The organism is Ruegeria sp. YTSC192 (assembly GCF_059609705.1).
In genome coordinates, this window is record NZ_JBXWMG010000014.1 from 88,532 (window position 1) to 103,800 (window position 15,269).

The following is a 15,269-nucleotide window of genomic DNA, read 5'->3' on the forward strand; positions in this document are numbered from 1 at the left end:
TTGTCGAGTCCCTCATCCCGCTTGCGCCCGCCGCACAGTTGCGCTCTTGTGAGGCGAGCGATTTCCAACCCCGACCGGAGCTTGCCTTGGACTGGCGCGATCACGGCATCTTACTGACCACGCGCCGCCACGGTGAGACGGCTGCGATCATTGAGGTCTTCACCGAGGCCCATGGCCGTCACGCGGGCGTGGTGCGCGGTGGAACCAGCCGGAAGATTGCGCCGATCCTGCAGCCCGGCGCGCAGCTGGACGTACTGTGGCGCGCGCGGCTTGAGGAACATATCGGCACTTTTCAGGTTGAACCCCTACGCTCGCGCGCGGCAGCGGCGTTCTCGGGGCGGCTGGCGCTGGCGGGGCTGAACGCGGTGGTGTCTCTGTTGTCATTCTGCCTGCCCGAGCGCGAGCCGCATCCTGCCATCTACACCCAGACCGAGCAGTTGATGGACCTGCTGGGGCAGGACGAAATCTGGCCACTGGCCTATCTGCGCTGGGAACTTGCGCTGCTTGAAGAGCTGGGCTTTGGCCTCGACCTGTCCTCCTGTGCTGTGACCGGCGCGACCGATGGGCTGGTCTATGTCTCGCCCAAAACGGGTCGGGCCGTCAGTGTTGCGGGCGCCGGAGAGTGGGCCGATCGTCTATTGCCCCTACCGCCCTGTCTGCGAGGCGAAGGGACGGCCTCGGATGCCGAGATCGTTCAGGGGCTGAACACGACGGGGTATTTCATGGAACACCGCGTTGCGCCGGCGCTGGGCCATCATCCACTGCCCGAGGCACGAGCGCGGTTCGTCGAGAGGCTTACTCGGCAGCCTTGAACACCATCTCGTGCCCGTCCTCATTGCGCAGGATCAGAACATCGCCCGAAACCTCGGATTGGGTCATTGCCAAAAGGGCAGCGAAATACATGCCCTCGGCCTCTAGCCCGGCACAGGCGGCGCGGGTAGCGGCAAGGTTTGTGACTTCAAACCACGGGTAGGGCGCGTTCAGCGTGCCATTGTAGCTGTTGCAGGGGGCATTGCCCGCGATCTTGCCCTCTTGCGGGAATTGCAGAAGGGCGCTGGCCTCAAAGGGCTGCCCGTCAATCTCTTGCAGCACCCAGGATCGATCAGACGCGCCATGGGCCGCCACGGTTTCGTCGCGGTCGCATTGAAACAGCGCCATCAAGGGCAGAACGAGGGTCAGGCGTAGCATGGGTGCAATCTAGCGTGTCTTCGGGTGCAGTTGAATCGGAATCTCAGCTGCCCGCGCTGGCCGAGATCAGCTCTTCGCGCACCTCCAGCCGGGGCCGCCAGTTGTAGCGGTCGTCTTCTGCGATCTCGCCCCAGAACAGGTCGCCGCTCTGCCGCCAGGGATCAAGGATCACACCGTCCTCCAGGCTATCCCCCTGCGCGCTGATCGCAGCCGAATGGTGGATGATGCGGAACGTGGTCGGAGGGGAGGTGGCCCAATGCACGTCAAGCGTTCGAAAGTTTTCCTGTTGCAAGCGCCGGGTCATGGCCTGCGCCCAGTCATTGCACAGGCCATATTCGCGAAAGCCGTTGATGACCTTGGCGTTGTGAACAATCGGCGAATCCGTCATGTTCCAGTCGCGCTTCAACTGCTGCGAATAGCTATACGAGATTTCTGCGGCGCGGCGGGCTTCGGTCGGGTCGACATTGGGGCCAAGGTTGCGGATCTCAAGCGCCAGTCCATCGACATCCCCCTTTGTGACGGACGAAGACGGAGCGCAGGCCCCAAGGGTCAGCATCACCAAGGCAGCCAGCAGCGCGGTCAGGCGTATCACGTTCGTCTCTCCGTCCGGGTTTCGAGAGGTCGTGTAAGTGATCTGCGCGGGATCGGGAAGGGGGAAGTTGCAGTGACGAGTGTTCAGAATTGGTTCTGTACGCCTTCTTGGATGCGCGGTGTGCGCCGCGCCCAAAATGAGCAGTTCAAGAAAAAAACCCGGCGCGGGCGCCGGGTTCAGTTGGGGAAATGAAGTTGCCGAATTTCGGTCAGCCCAGCAGACGCCGTGCGATGACCTGTGCCTGAATTTCGGCAGCCCCTTCGAAAATGTTCAGGATGCGCGCGTCGCACAGAACGCGGCTGATCTTGTATTCCAGCGCAAAGCCGTTGCCGCCGTGGATCTGCAAACCATTGTCGGCTGCGGCCCAGGCCACACGGGCCCCCAGCAGCTTGGCCATGCCGGCCTCAAGATCGCAGCGCTGGCCGTGATCCTTTTCCCAGGCCGAGAAATAGGTCAGCTGACGCGCGATCATGATCTCAACCGCCATCATCGCCAGCTTGCCGGAGACGCGCGGGAAGTTGATCAGCGACTTGCCAAACTGCTTGCGGTCCTGCGCATATTGCATCGCGATATCCAGCGCACTTTGCGCCACGCCAATGGCGCGGGCGGCGGTCTGGATGCGGGCGGACTCAAAAGTCTCCATCAACTGCTTGAAGCCTTTGCCTTCTTCGCCGCCCAGAAGGTTCTCACCCTTCACGTGGAAGCCGTCAAAGCCCAGTTCGTATTCTTTCATGCCGCGATAGCCCAGCACCTCGATCTCACCACCGGTCATGCCGGGCGTAGGGAAGGGGGCCTCATCCGTGCCGGGTGTCTTTTCGGCCAGAAACATCGACAGGCCCCGGTGGTCGGTGCTGTCAGGATTGGTGCGCGCCAGCAGGGTCATAACATGAGTACGGGCCGCGTGAGTGATCCACGTTTTGTTGCCGGTGATCTCATAGTCGCCATCGGCGTTTTTGACCGCACGGGTGCGCAGGCTGCCCAGATCCGAGCCGGTATTGGGTTCGGTGAACACAGCCGTCGGCAGGATCTCGGCGCTGGCCAGTTTCGGCAGCCAGTTTGCTTTTTGCTCATCCGTGCCGCCTGCGATGATCAGCTCGGCCGCAATCTCGGAGCGCGTGCCTAGTGAGCCAACGCCGATATAGCCACGCGAAAGCTCCTCGGACACCACGCACATCGAGGCCTTGGACAGGCCAAAGCCGCCGAATTCTTCGGGGATGGTCAGGCCAAAAACGCCCATCTCGGCCAGTTCTTCGATGACCTCGATCGGAATCAGCTCATCCTTGAGGTGCCAGTCATGGGCGTGCGGTTCGACCTTTTCGATGGCATAACGGCGGAACTGGTCGCGGATCATCTCAAGTTCTTCGTCCAGACCCGACGCGCCGAACATGGTGGCACCGGCCTGATCTTCCATAAGGGCGACAAGGCGCGACCGTGCGGCTTGCGTATTGGCCTGCGCCATCAGCGTCTGAATCTCAGTGGTCTGGAACCCGGACAGAGCGTCCCAGCCCAGCCCCAGATCCTGCAGGCGCACAACTTCACCCTGGTTCATCGGGATACCACCAGCGACCTGATGCAGATACTCACCAAAGGCAATCTGGTGCAGCAGCTGCTCAATCTCGCCAAACTTGCCGTCCGCCTCAAGCGCTTCGGCCCAGCGTTGCATCTGAGTAAGGGATTGATGATAGGTCGCCAGCCATGCCAGCCCGTGGGCCGCTGTCTGGTTCGCCTCGATTAACGCGCCCGAGATGCGGCCGTCAGCCTCGACCATGGACCGCACCGAATCGCGCGCGCGCTCAAATACGGTTTCGACCGCTGGTACGGCGGCCTTTGTCAGGGCCAGAAGGTTCGGCAAAATCGCAGCTGTCGTCATCTGGGTCATATCCTGTCCGTCATGGGCCATGAATCACGTCCTCTTTTTGCGTTGTCTGGTCATATCATGCTGCACGTGCAGCGCAACAAAAATACATATTACGTTGCGAAAAAGTTCAAATATTACCTTGGCATTATTGCAGTGCAGAGAGCGCACGACGTGATATCTAGGCGGCATGACGCTGTTTTCCACTCTCTCTCCGACTGATCTTGCCCTGGCTGCCGCGATTGCGTGTCTTGCCGGATGGGTCAAGGGCATGGTCGGGTTTGCGATGCCGATGGTTCTTGTGTCCGGCCTGAGCATGTTTCTGTCGCCCGAGCTTGCTGTTGCCGGTCTGATCTTTTCGACCGTGGTGACCAACGGCGTTCAGGCGCTGCAGGAAGGGGGGCGGGCGGCGATTGCCTCGATCCGGCGGTTCCGGGTCTTTCTGAGCGTCGGTCTGATCTTTCTGCTGATCGGAGCGCAACTGGTGACGCTGGTTCCGGCCTCGACCTTCCTGATGCTGATCGGCATTCCGGTGACAGGTTTTGCATTGCTGCAGATCCTCGGGGTCACGTTTTCCCTCAAGGAAGCATCAGCGCGTGCCGAAGGGATTTTCGGTGCAATTGCTGGATTTGTCGGAGGGATGTCGGGCGTGTGGGGCCCGCCGACCGTCGCCTATCTGACGGCCCTGAACACCCCAAAGCAAGAGCAGTTGAGAGTGCAGGGCGTGATCTATGGTTTGGGTGCTGTTGCTTTGACCGTGGCACATATCGGCTCAGGGATATTGAACCGCGATACGGCACCGTTCTCGGCCGTTTTGGTCGTGCCAGCCCTTGCAGGGTTGTGGCTGGGGATGCGGTTGCAGGACCGCATTGATCAGGCCCTGTTTCGCAAGATCACCCTTGTGGTGCTGCTGGTTGCCGGGCTGAACCTTGTTCGTCGTGGTCTGTTCGGTTAGCGGATCACGTCCGCTTGTCCGCAAAGCGAAACGCGAAATAGAGGCCGAGCATAAGGAAGAACAGGCCCGAGACATCTCCGATCAGAAAGGCGATGTATTCCGCCGTTGCGCTGCCGAAGGCAAGGTTCGTCAAACCCGAGACCAGGAACGAGGTCACAACGCCGACGCCCATGATGCAGATCCAGCAGGGCTTGCGGTCGGCGCGTGGGAACAAATCCCAGCCGAGCCATTTGCAGAGATAGAAGACCGCAGGAACCGTTATTACGGCGATTGCCATCGCCATAAGACGGCTGGGCAGGAAGACGTCGCTGCCGCCGAGTGCTGCGAAAACGATGAAAACGCCGGGAAGAAGGGCAAAAATCGCCCTCCAGCCCAATAGCCACGCGGATAGAACGCGCACGCCGTGTGGCAGAAACAGCAGACTTGCCCGACTTGGATATTCGGGAAAAAACAAGTTCTGCAAAGGCATCAGGACCTCAAAGGTGAGGAAGGATGCGATTACATAGGCCAAAGAGGCAAAAAAAGTTTCCGAGGCCCACTTGCGCACGTTGATCAGCCGTTGATCAACCGGGGCGCGGCGTCACCGTGGTGCATGTACGATATACCGTCCGCGATTAGCTGTGCCGCTTTGCGACAGATAGCCCTTTGCGACCAGCGACTTCAGCGCGCGGAAAAAGGTGGGCCGCGAAACGCTCTGGACCAGAGTGTGTTCGATCAGGCCGAATGTCCGGACTTCCTGATCGGCCTTCGAAAGTTCTTCGGCTGCGCAATAGATATCGCGCTCGACCGGAGAAAGCTGTTCAAGGCCAAGGGTGCGTTCCATGCTTTGCATAAGCTTGCGAAGTTCGGTGAGTTGCGAGATTTCGGTGGTCATATCTTACCTGTCATTTCCGTGCCAACCCGACGATTGTCGAAACCTGAAAAAATTTTCCCAAACACCGGAGTGTTCAGTTGGTTTCATATTGACACTTTACCCCATCTACATAGACTTGCTTCGTGATTAGGTTGCCCAATTCGCCGGTGTGAGTGTCCGCGCATGAGCTGCCCAAAGGTTATTTCAAGGTTCGGCCCGGTGCAAAAGCGCCGGGCCAATTTAATATATCGACTGTAGCTTATCGTAATATTCGGAACAACGCATTTGTTTTGCTGTTTCTGCGATCTCACTACAAGGTGATCGAGTTGTATCTGCAGGTGCAGAAAAGGGTGCCGTAGCACCCTTGTTCCAGTTCAGCCTATGGCAACAGCCTTGATGTCGTCGTCGATGAACGGAATATACTGTTCAAAGTTCTCTGCAAACATCTGCACCAGCTTCTCGGCCTGTTTGTCAAAGGCCGCCTGATCATCCCAGGTGCGTCGCGGGTCCAGCAGAACCTCGGCGACGCCAGGAACCGAGACTGGAACGTCGAAGCCAAAGTTGGCATCCTTGCGGTATTCGGCATCGGCCAGCGATCCGTCCAGCGCAGCGGTCAGCAGGGCGCGGGTTGCCCGGATGGGCATCCGGCTGCCGATCCCGTATGCACCACCGGTCCAACCGGTGTTGACCAGCCAGCAGGTGGCACCATGCTGGGCGATCTTGTCACGCAGCAGGTTGCCATAGGCCTCGGGGCGACGCGGCATGAAAGGTGCGCCAAAGCAGGTCGAGAAGGTCGGCTGCGGCTCGGTCACGCCCCGCTCGGTGCCCGCCACTTTTGAGGTGAAGCCCGACAGGAAGTGATACATGGCCTGCGCCGGTGTCAGTCGCGCGATCGGAGGCAGCACGCCAAAAGCGTCACAGGTCAGCATGATGATGTTCTTGGGGTGACCGCCCAGAGCGCTGCTGGACGCGTTCGAGATATACTCGAGCGGGTAGGCGCAGCGCATGTTGGCGGTCAGCGAGTCATCGTCGAAATCCAGTTCCTTGGTTTCGGGGTCGAAGACCATGTTCTCGATCACGGTGCCGAATTTCGAGGTCGTCGCGTAGATCTCGGGTTCGGCCTCAGCGTTCAGGTTGATGGTCTTGGCATAGCAGCCGCCCTCAAAATTGAAGGTACCGCGATCCGACCAGCCATGTTCATCGTCACCGATCAGCACGCGCGCCGGATCGGCGGACAGGGTGGTCTTGCCGGTGCCCGACAGGCCGAAGAAGACGGCGGTGTCGACCGGGTTGCCAACCGCGTGGTTGGCCGAGCAGTGCATCGGCATCACGCCTTTTTCCGGCAGCATGTAGTTCAGCAGGGTAAAGACGGATTTCTTGTTCTCGCCTGCGTATTCGGTGCCGCCGATCAGGATCATTTTGCGGTCGAAGTTCAGGGCAATCACGGTCTCGCTGCGGCAATTGTGCTTGGCAGGGTCCGCCTTGAAGCTGGGGCAGTTGATGATGGTGAAATCAGCCGTGAAATCATCCAGATCTTCGCGATCCGGGCGGCGCAGCAGGTGGCGGATGAACAGGTTGTGCCAGGCCAACTCGGTGACCATACGCACGTTGATCGAATAGGTCGGATCGGCCCCACCGACGAGGTCCTGCACGAAATAGTCGCGGCCTTTCATATGGGCCAGCATGTCTTCGTACAGTGCGTCAAAGCCTTCGGGGCTCATGGCGGCGTTGTTTTCCCACCAGATGCTGTCGGCGACGCTGTCGGTTTTGACGACGTGTTTGTCCTTGGGCGAACGGCCGGTGAACTTGCCGGTGGTAACCAGAAAGGCGCCGCCATTGCCAAGGGTACCTTCGCCGCGCTTCAGCGCCTCTTCGATCAGCGCCGGTTCCATGAAGTTGTAATAGACATTGCCCAGACCCTCGATGCCCTGATCTTCGAGGCGGAATTGCGGGTTAACCCGTCCAGATGTCATGTGTGTCTTCTCCTGTGGCGGCGCGGGAGGCGGTTCGGCCCGGTGCGCTCTTGGGGCAATCATGCCGGACGACTCCGGCGGACAGGCGTCCTCTTATCATGGTCGTTTGGGGCATGAACAGGAGGCTTTGCCGCAGTTAGCGCAACCAAGTTCAGGTTTAGCGCCATCAAGAATTTCCTGTCGGAAAACCGGGCAGCTTTTTGCGGTCAGCAAGGCAATTTTGTCGCAGAACTGCCGCAAGAATGGCTTGATTCGGGGTTACGGATTGATTCGGCGCCTTAAAACCGCCAACAATATCCTACAAAAAAGCGTATTATTGCGTAAGTGAGCAGGAATAGGGGTGAGCCCAATGTCAAAGATTGCACTGGTGGATGACGATAGAAACATTCTGACGTCGGTATCCATGACGCTCGAAGCCGAGGGTTTCGAGGTTGAAACGTATAATGACGGTCAGGCTGCGCTGGATGCTTTCAATAAAAAGCTGCCGGATATGGCTGTTCTGGATATCAAGATGCCGCGCATGGATGGGATGGACCTGCTGCAGCGGCTGCGCCAGAAAACCCAGATGCCGGTGATCTTCCTGACCTCCAAAGATGACGAGATTGACGAAGTTCTTGGTCTGCGCATGGGCGCGGATGACTATGTGAAAAAGCCCTTTTCGCAGCGCCTTCTGGTCGAACGTATTCGCGCCCTGCTGCGGCGCCAGGAAGCAACCGACGGCGATAGTGCTACGGTCAGCACCGGTGATGCGAAGGTCATGGAACGCGGTGAGCTGCGGATGGACCCGCTGCGCCACGCGGTGACGTGGAAGGGCAATGATGTCTCTTTGACTGTGACCGAGTTCCTGTTGCTACAGGCGCTGGCGCAACGCCCCGGTTTCGTCAAAAGCCGCGACCAGCTGATGGATGTTGCCTATGACGATCAGGTCTATGTCGACGACCGCACCATCGACAGTCATATCAAACGTCTGCGCAAGAAAATGCGGGCTGCTGATTCTGAGTTCTCGGCCATCGAGACCCTCTATGGTATCGGCTACCGCTACAACGAAGAATAGGCACGCGCCCCGTTTAAAGGTATTGTGGTCCCGTGCGTGACACTGACCAATCTGACGAGCTGCACGACGGTGATGTCGTCATCGGGGATGACTGGGTTATCCCGCAAGACCCCGAGTCTGCCGAACTGCGAGAGAAGCGGTCGCGGAGGAACCTGTTTTCTCTGCGCGGCTCGCCTTTGGCGCGCAAGATCGTCACCTTCAATTTGATCGCCTTGGTCATTCTGGTGACCGGTCTTCTGTATCTGGACGATTCCCGGAAGGAACAGGTTCAGCAGACTGCGCGCAACCTGATGGGTGATGCGCAGCTGGTCAGCAACGTATTCGAGGCTCAGATCCGTCAGAACGCGGCTGCGGGCGTGCAGAACCCGCGTGTGCTGGATGTGGGTGATACGCTGGCCGGGCTCAGTCTGCCTGCAGGTGGTGAGGTCTTCGTCTATGATGCCAGTGGTACGTTGATCGGCTGGACACGGGGTGCATCTTCTGTCGGGGATTTGCCGGCCATCCTGCAGTCAGAGGCTGACATCCAAACCGGAAGTACCGTAATCAGCGACGCCTTGAATGCGGTCTGGAACGGGGTGTCCAAAGTATTCAACTGGTCTTCGGCAGATGAGGCGCCGACGCTGGCGCAACGGGTCCAATCCATCATCCCGGATACGCTTGCTGGCCGAAACCAGGTGCAGGCGGTCCTGGATGAGATGGACGAGACGGTGATCGTCGCCGCCTCTCCCATCGTGTTCAACGACGCATCGGTCGGAGCCGTCGCCATAACCGGTCCGGCGGGTGAGATTGACGCACTGGCCCGGCGCGAGCAGGAGCGGATCCTGCAGATGTTTGTTGTCGCTCTGCTTGTCTCGGTCGGTCTCAGCCTTGTTCTGGCATCGACCATTGCAAACCCGCTGGCCGATCTGGCCGCGGCTGCCGAGATGGGCAAGGACCGGGGCACAGGTGTGAACCCCGGCCGTATCCGCATCCCGGACCTAAGCGCGCGCCCCGATGAGATCGGTCGCCTCAGCCTGGCGCTGCGCGGCATGGTCACGGCGCTTTACAATCGGATTGACGCGAATGAGCAGTTCGCGGCGGATGTGGCGCATGAGATCAAGAACCCGCTGGCCAGCCTCCAATCCGCTGTGGGAACGCTGCGAATGGTCAAGCGCGACGATCAGCGCGAAAAACTCATGGGCGTCATCGAACATGATGTGCGGCGTCTGGACCGCCTGGTCAGCGATATCTCGAACGCTTCGCGGCTGGACGCTGAACTTGTGAAAGAGGCCGAACAGCCCTTTGATCTGTTGAACCTGCTGGGCAATCTGGGCCAGTTCCTGGGCGAGGACGCCAAGTCCAAGGGCATTGACTATGCCACCGACCTGCCTTCGGACCCGATCGTGATCAATGGGCTCGAGGCGCGCCTGGCACAGGTTTTCGTCAATCTGATCACCAATGCGATTTCGTTCTGCGAAGATGGCGATGCGATCCGCGTCTGGGTGCGCCAGCGCGACCAACGCGTGCTTGTCGTTGTAGAAGACACAGGTCCCGGCATCCCGGAACAGGCGCTGACCAAAGTGTTCAAACGCTTCTATTCTGAACGCCCCGAGGAGCATTTTGGAAACAACTCGGGCCTCGGGCTGGCGATCTCGAAACAGATCGTCGAGGCGCACGGGGGTGTGATCTGGGCCGAGAATATTCGACCCACCGAAGCCGATATCACCTCGGACCCGCTGGGCGCGCGTTTCGTCGTGGGGCTTCCTGTCTAGTACATGTGCAGTCAGGCGCTTTCAGACATCGCGGACAAAGACAGCGCTTGCGTTCACGCGACCTGTGTCGCGGTTCAGGGGCGGGGGCTTCTGATTGTTGGGGCCTCAGGGTCGGGAAAATCCTCACTCGCCCTTCGCATGATGGCTCTCGGGGCCGATCTGGTTGCCGACGACCGTATCAATCTGCGCCGGGGCGAGGGCGCGGTGATCGCCGAAGCACCGCCACAGATTGCGGGCTTGATCGAGGCACGCGGCATCGGACTGTTGCGCGCTGCCCCTTGCGGCCCCGTGGCTTTGAATTATGTGATCGACATGGATCAGACGCAGCCTGCCCGCCTGCCAGAGCCTGCCACATTGCAGCTGTTGGGGCAAAGTATCCCCTTGCTGTTTGGTGCAGGTGTACCCAGTGTGGCCGAAGCACTGATACAACTGCTTAGAATGGGGCGCGTAGACCCGGAATGGACCAGCTCATGACAACGCAACGGCGGATCGTTCTGGTGACCGGGCCGTCCGGGGCAGGTCGATCGACTGCCATCCACGTGCTAGAGGATCTGGGGTTCGAGGCGATAGATAATCTGCCCATGGGCCTGCTAACGCGCCTGCTGGAAGGGGCTGGGGATGATCGGCCCATGGCGTTGGGGATCGATGCGCGCAACCGGGATTTCTCGACCATCGGCTTCATCGAACTTGCTGCCAAGCTGGGCCGCATGGCGCATGTTGACCTGACCGTTCTCTATCTGGATTGCAGCGATGAGGTTCTTGTTCGCCGCTTTTCAGAAACCCGCAGGCGCCACCCAGTGGCAAAGGACGCAGGCCCAGAAACCGGCGTGCGCCAGGAAAAAGAGCTGCTCGCCCCGATCCGCGAAATTGCCGATACCCTGATCGACACCAGCGCCCTGAATGTTCACCAACTGCGCGAAGAGGTCGAACACTGGTTCGCTCCTAAAGGTGGTCGCCATCTTGCGGTTTCGATCGAGTCTTTCTCATATAAGCGCGGTTTGCCGCGCGGCCTCGACATGGTGTTCGATTGCCGTTTTCTGGCCAATCCCTACTGGCGGCCCGAATTGCGTGCTGCTGATGGTCGAAACGCTGACGTGGCGCGCTATGTCCAGTCCGATAAGAACTACGGACCGTTTTTTGATCGGGTTGTCGGCATGCTGGACCTTCTGCTGCCTGCCTTTCGCGCCGAGGGTAAAGCGCACCTGTCGGTTGCTTTCGGGTGTACCGGCGGGCAACACAGATCCGTTGCTTTGGCCGAGGCTGTTGCAAAAGCCCTTGCAGACAGGGGCCAGCAGGTGGCAATTAGGCACCGCGAAATGGAACGACGCGCATTGAATGTGAGGCCGGATTGATCGGGATAGTGATCGTAGCGCATGGTGGGTTGGCCAAAGAGTATCTGGCCGCCATGCAGCATGTTGTCGGGCCTCAGCCCGGCATCGTCGCGATTACGATCGAACCCGATCATGACCGCGCTGAAAAGCAGGCCGAAATCTGCCGTGCCGCAAACGACGTTGATCTGGGTGACGGAGTGGTGATCGTCACGGACTTGTTTGGTGGCAGCCCGTCGAACCTCAGCCTCCGGGCCTGCGCACCGCAGGATCGGCGTATTTTGTACGGCGCGAACCTTCCCATGCTGATCAAACTGGCCAAAAGCCGCCACTTACCGGTGGCCGAGGCCGTGCGTCACGCGATGGAGGCTGGACGCAAGTACATCAATGCGCAAAATGTGACATTGGACTAAGACCGGACGTATTGAAATGACCAATCGAAGCTTGAAAATCATCAACGAAAAGGGCCTGCACGCCCGCGCCTCGGCCAAACTGGTTGAGGTGGTGGAAGGTTTCGATGCCAGCGCCGAAGTCTCCAAAGACGGACTTTCTGCATCGGGTGACAGCATCATGGGCCTTTTGATGTTGGCAGCCTCGCGCGGAACCACTATTGACGTCGAGACTTCCGGGCCGGATGCTGAGGCATTGGCAGAAGCCTTGGAAACGCTTGTGAACGACAAGTTCGGCGAGGGGTTCTAAAAGCCACCCCGCCGGGACAGGAAGAACGGGAAGACCAGGAATTGGCGGAAACAACGCACGACACCAAGACAGGCCCCGTTGTCGACGGGACAGATGATCAGGGCGAGGTCTACGACCGTAGAACCCTGACCTATGCCAATTCGTTCGACGATGTCTGGACCTCGACGGCAATCCGCGCCATCGAATGGTGTACCGGCAAGCTGACCATTCTGCGTATGGTCAACAAATTCGAAAAGAAAAACGAGCAGTATCGCGGCCAGCGGTTCTGGAGTGGTGCGCTCAAGACCATGGGTATCACCCTCACCACGCCCGAGGACCAGATCGCGCGTATCCCCAAAACCGGCCCAGTTATCGTTGTTGCCAACCACCCGCATGGCATGGTGGATGGCATGATTTTCGCCGAGCTGATCGGACGTGTCCGCAGCGACTACCGTATCCTGACCCGTTCGGTTCTGACGGGTCTGGACGAAGCCGCGACCTCTTTCATGATCCCAGTGCCCTTCCCGCACGACCCCGAAGCGCAAGCCAAAATGCTGGAAATGCGGACCAAGGCGATGGACCACCTGAAAGAAGGCGGCGTGGTTGCCCTGTTCCCCTCGGGTGTGGTGATGTCCTCGGATGACTGGTTCGGACCGGCGATTGAGCGTGAATGGAACGTCTTCACCGCCAAGATGATCCGCCGTTCGGGCGCGACCGTGGTGCCGATCTACTTTCCCGGTCGCAACTCGCGCGCCTACCAGATCGCCAACAAAATCTCGCCGATCCTGCGGCAGGGCCTGTTGCTGCACGAGATCGTCCGCTCTTGCAACAAGCCCCAATCCCCGGTGATCGGAGAGCCGATCTCGGACGAAGACATGCAGCTGCTCGAACGTGATCCGCGTGGTTTCATGGCGTGGCTGCGAAACCACACGATGTCATTGGACAGCACAGCAAAGGGCTGATCCGCCTCTTCATCTGGCCATAAATATCCCGGGGGTGAGACCGGATGAAATCCGGGCGAGGGGGCTGGCCCCCTCTTAGCGCGTTGGAACCGGAACGTCGCCGCGATAGTCGTAGAACCCGCGCTGGGTCTTGCGCCCTAGCCAACCAGCCTCCACATATTTCGTCAGCAACGGGCAGGGACGATACTTGGTATCCGCCAACCCATCATGCAGCACGTTCATGATCGCCAGACAAGTGTCGAGCCCAATGAAGTCGGCCAGTTCCAAGGGCCCCATCGGATGGTTGGCCCCCAGTTTCATTGACTGATCAATGGACTGAACATTCCCAACACCTTCATAAAGCGTATAGACCGCCTCATTGATCATCGGCATCAGGATGCGATTCACGATAAAGGCGGGGAAGTCCTCAGCGCTGGCGGAGGTTTTGCCCAGCTTGTCAACAACGGCCTTACAGGCATTGAAGGTCTCTTCGTCAGTGGCAATCCCTCGGATCAGTTCGACCAGTTGCATGACAGGCACCGGGTTCATGAAGTGGAACCCCATGAACCGTTCCGGCCGGTCGGTCCGGCTGGCCAAACGCGTGATCGAGATCGAGGATGTATTCGAGGTCAGGATCGTATGCGGCAGCAAATGCGGCTGCAAATCCTCAAAGATTGCCTGCTTGATCGCCTCGCGCTCGGTCGCGGCCTCGATCACCAGATCGGTCTGACCCAGGCGCGGCAATTCCAGCGTGGTGTTGATCCGCCCCAAAGCTGCCTGCACGGCCTCGTCCGAGATCTTCCCGCGTGAGGCCTGCCTGGCCAGATTGCCTTCGATCGTTGTGAGGGCATTGTCCAGGGCGTCCTTGTTGACGTCATTGACCAGAACGTCATAGCCCGCCAATGCCAGAACATGCGCGATCCCGTTGCCCATCTGGCCTGCGCCAATCACTCCGACCGATTTGATTTCCATGCTCTGGTGCCTCTGCTTTCAGCTTGCCGCGACATTACCGGCAGTTTGGGGCGGGCGGCAAGGGGCATCGACGGCTTCGGGAGCGGTCAAATTTGCCTCAAATCCGCGCATTAGCAATTTCTCAAGACTTGGGACGGCAAGATGGCAACCGGGTGAAAAATTGGGTGAGTGATATGAGCTATCATCAAACGGGCGCAGCTGTGCCTGAAGACAGCATCTGTCAGTATGGGGTGTCAAAACTGCGGTTCCGAGGGCCGTCGCGCGCGTTGGGCGGCTCTTATCTGGCCTGTATCGGAGGTGACGAAACCTTTGGTCGTTTCGTTGATCGCCCATTTGCCGCGATTCTCGAAGGTATGCTGGATCGCAAATGCGTCAACTTTGGCAGTCTTCTAAGTGGGGTTGAGGCGCTATGTGGCGATGCCACGTTGGTCCAGCTGGCGAATGACGCGGATCTTTGCGTGCTGCAATTACCGGGGGCGTTGGGGCAATCGAATCGCTTTTACAAAGTGCATCCGCGCCGCAATGACCGCTTTCTAACGCCGACGCCGGACCTGCTGTCGCTCTACCCTGAGGTGGATTTTACGGACGTGCATTTCGTTCGTCATCTGCTGGGGCTGCTGCATTCCTTTTCGGATGCGCGATTTGAAATCGTCGCCCACGAACTGCGCATAAAGTGGGTCGAGACGCTCGGCGCTTTTCTAAAGGCGATCCGGCCTCCGGTCGTTCTTCTGAACCTGCAATTCGATGGCGAAATCGCCCATGAAGTTGCCGGGCCGCTGGGCTGTGAGCCGGTCTTTGTTGATGCCGAGATGATTGAAACGCTACAATCCTACAGTGCGGATGTCGTCTCGATGTCGGTCCGGATCTCCGGCGAATCGGATGAGTTGGAGGATATGCTGTTCGGCACCCTGCAACAGCCCATGGCCGAGCATATGATCGGCCCGGCGACACATCGTCGGATCGCGGAATCCCTTTTCCGTTCGATCCGGGATTTGAATTGAAAAGGCCCGCCGAGGGGGCGGGCCTTCCATCAGTTTTCCAAGAAACCGGTTTATCCGATATCAGCCGAGTTTTTCAGTCAGTTCGGGCACGGCCTGGAACAGGTCTGCAACCAGACCAAAGTCGGCGA

The 15,269-nt window shown here is 59.1% G+C and carries 18 protein-coding genes and 1 pseudogene; 11 read left to right on the plus strand and 8 right to left on the minus strand.

Features of this window, described 5'->3' with window-relative positions:
* Nucleotides 1-86: 86 nt before the first annotated feature.
* A complete protein-coding gene (gene recO / locus AC2FD8_RS18030) occupies nt 87-812 on the plus strand; it encodes a DNA repair protein RecO (protein ID WP_496858422.1) in 726 nt (241 codons plus the stop codon).
* Here the strand turns inward: recO and AC2FD8_RS18035 are convergent.
* The 3 genes from AC2FD8_RS18035 to AC2FD8_RS18045 all read right to left on the minus strand — a co-directional run bounded on the left by AC2FD8_RS18035 (nt 796) and on the right by AC2FD8_RS18045 (nt 3,680).
* Nucleotides 796-1,188, minus strand: coding sequence for an META domain-containing protein (locus AC2FD8_RS18035; protein WP_496858424.1), 393 nt, complete (start codon nt 1,186-1,188; stop codon nt 796-798). The genes recO and AC2FD8_RS18035 overlap by 17 nt on opposite strands.
* 43 nt (nt 1,189-1,231) lie before the next feature.
* Nucleotides 1,232-1,780, minus strand: a complete 549-nt coding sequence (locus AC2FD8_RS18040; protein ID WP_496858426.1) for a hypothetical protein — start codon at nt 1,778-1,780, stop codon at nt 1,232-1,234.
* Between the two features lie 208 nt (nt 1,781-1,988).
* The gene (locus AC2FD8_RS18045) at nt 1,989-3,680 is read right to left on the minus strand and encodes an acyl-CoA dehydrogenase family protein (protein ID WP_496858428.1); all 1,692 of its coding nucleotides are present in this window, start codon (nt 3,678-3,680) and stop codon (nt 1,989-1,991) included.
* A 145-nt stretch (nt 3,681-3,825) separates the two neighbouring features.
* On the opposite strand from AC2FD8_RS18045, the gene AC2FD8_RS18050 reads away from it, so the two are divergent.
* On the plus strand, nt 3,826-4,590 hold the full coding sequence (locus AC2FD8_RS18050; RefSeq protein WP_496858430.1) for a sulfite exporter TauE/SafE family protein: 765 nt from the start codon (nt 3,826-3,828) through the stop codon (nt 4,588-4,590).
* A 4-nt stretch (nt 4,591-4,594) separates the two neighbouring features.
* On the opposite strand, the gene AC2FD8_RS18055 is transcribed toward AC2FD8_RS18050, so the two are convergent.
* From AC2FD8_RS18055 to AC2FD8_RS18065, 3 genes are all read right to left on the minus strand, one after another.
* A complete protein-coding gene (locus tag AC2FD8_RS18055) occupies nt 4,595-5,059 on the minus strand; it encodes a hypothetical protein (protein ID WP_496858432.1) in 465 nt (154 codons plus the stop codon).
* A 111-nt stretch (nt 5,060-5,170) separates the two neighbouring features.
* Nucleotides 5,171-5,464: a hypothetical protein gene (locus AC2FD8_RS18060; RefSeq protein WP_496858434.1), complete on the minus strand. Its 294-nt coding sequence runs from the start codon at nt 5,462-5,464 to the stop codon at nt 5,171-5,173.
* A gap of 353 nt (nt 5,465-5,817) precedes the next feature.
* The gene (locus AC2FD8_RS18065; RefSeq protein WP_496858435.1) at nt 5,818-7,416 is read right to left on the minus strand and encodes a phosphoenolpyruvate carboxykinase; all 1,599 of its coding nucleotides are present in this window, start codon (nt 7,414-7,416) and stop codon (nt 5,818-5,820) included.
* A gap of 61 nt (nt 7,417-7,477) precedes the next feature.
* Here AC2FD8_RS18065 and AC2FD8_RS18070 point away from each other — a divergent pair, with 61 nt between their 5' ends.
* The 8 genes from AC2FD8_RS18070 to AC2FD8_RS18105 all read left to right on the plus strand — a co-directional run bounded on the left by AC2FD8_RS18070 (nt 7,478) and on the right by AC2FD8_RS18105 (nt 13,189).
* Nucleotides 7,478-7,744 carry a hypothetical protein gene (locus AC2FD8_RS18070; protein WP_496858437.1) on the plus strand — a complete coding sequence of 89 codons (267 nt, stop codon included), beginning with the start codon at nt 7,478-7,480 and terminating at the stop codon, nt 7,742-7,744.
* A 21-nt stretch (nt 7,745-7,765) separates the two neighbouring features.
* On the plus strand, nt 7,766-8,470 hold the full coding sequence (locus AC2FD8_RS18075; protein WP_496858439.1) for a response regulator transcription factor: 705 nt from the start codon (nt 7,766-7,768) through the stop codon (nt 8,468-8,470).
* A 32-nt stretch (nt 8,471-8,502) separates the two neighbouring features.
* A complete protein-coding gene (locus AC2FD8_RS18080) occupies nt 8,503-10,221 on the plus strand; it encodes an ATP-binding protein (protein ID WP_496858441.1) in 1,719 nt (572 codons plus the stop codon).
* Between the two features lie 93 nt (nt 10,222-10,314).
* Nucleotides 10,315-10,695: an HPr kinase/phosphorylase gene (locus AC2FD8_RS18085; protein WP_496858457.1), complete on the plus strand. Its 381-nt coding sequence runs from the start codon at nt 10,315-10,317 to the stop codon at nt 10,693-10,695.
* Entirely contained in the window at nt 10,692-11,573 is an 882-nt protein-coding gene (rapZ, locus tag AC2FD8_RS18090) for an RNase adapter RapZ (protein WP_496858443.1), read from the plus strand. Before AC2FD8_RS18085 ends, rapZ begins: the two co-directional genes overlap by 4 nt.
* Nucleotides 11,570-11,962, plus strand: coding sequence for a PTS sugar transporter subunit IIA (locus AC2FD8_RS18095; protein ID WP_496858444.1), 393 nt, complete (start codon nt 11,570-11,572; stop codon nt 11,960-11,962). Before rapZ ends, AC2FD8_RS18095 begins: the two co-directional genes overlap by 4 nt.
* 16 nt (nt 11,963-11,978) lie before the next feature.
* Nucleotides 11,979-12,248 carry an HPr family phosphocarrier protein gene (locus tag AC2FD8_RS18100; protein WP_170380425.1) on the plus strand — a complete coding sequence of 90 codons (270 nt, stop codon included), beginning with the start codon at nt 11,979-11,981 and terminating at the stop codon, nt 12,246-12,248.
* 41 nt (nt 12,249-12,289) lie between these two features.
* Entirely contained in the window at nt 12,290-13,189 is a 900-nt protein-coding gene (locus AC2FD8_RS18105) for a lysophospholipid acyltransferase family protein (RefSeq protein ID WP_496858447.1), read from the plus strand.
* A gap of 75 nt (nt 13,190-13,264) precedes the next feature.
* Here AC2FD8_RS18105 and AC2FD8_RS18110 read toward each other — a convergent pair whose 3' ends face one another.
* A complete protein-coding gene (locus AC2FD8_RS18110; RefSeq protein WP_496858449.1) occupies nt 13,265-14,140 on the minus strand; it encodes a 3-hydroxybutyryl-CoA dehydrogenase in 876 nt (291 codons plus the stop codon).
* Between the two features lie 173 nt (nt 14,141-14,313).
* On the opposite strand from AC2FD8_RS18110, the gene AC2FD8_RS18115 reads away from it, so the two are divergent.
* Nucleotides 14,314-15,141, plus strand: a complete 828-nt coding sequence (locus AC2FD8_RS18115) for a DUF6473 family protein (protein ID WP_496858451.1) — start codon at nt 14,314-14,316, stop codon at nt 15,139-15,141.
* Between the two features lie 60 nt (nt 15,142-15,201).
* On the opposite strand, the pseudogene AC2FD8_RS18120 reads toward AC2FD8_RS18115, so the two are convergent.
* Nucleotides 15,202-15,269, minus strand: a pseudogene (locus tag AC2FD8_RS18120) (electron transfer flavoprotein subunit alpha); the annotation flags it as partial.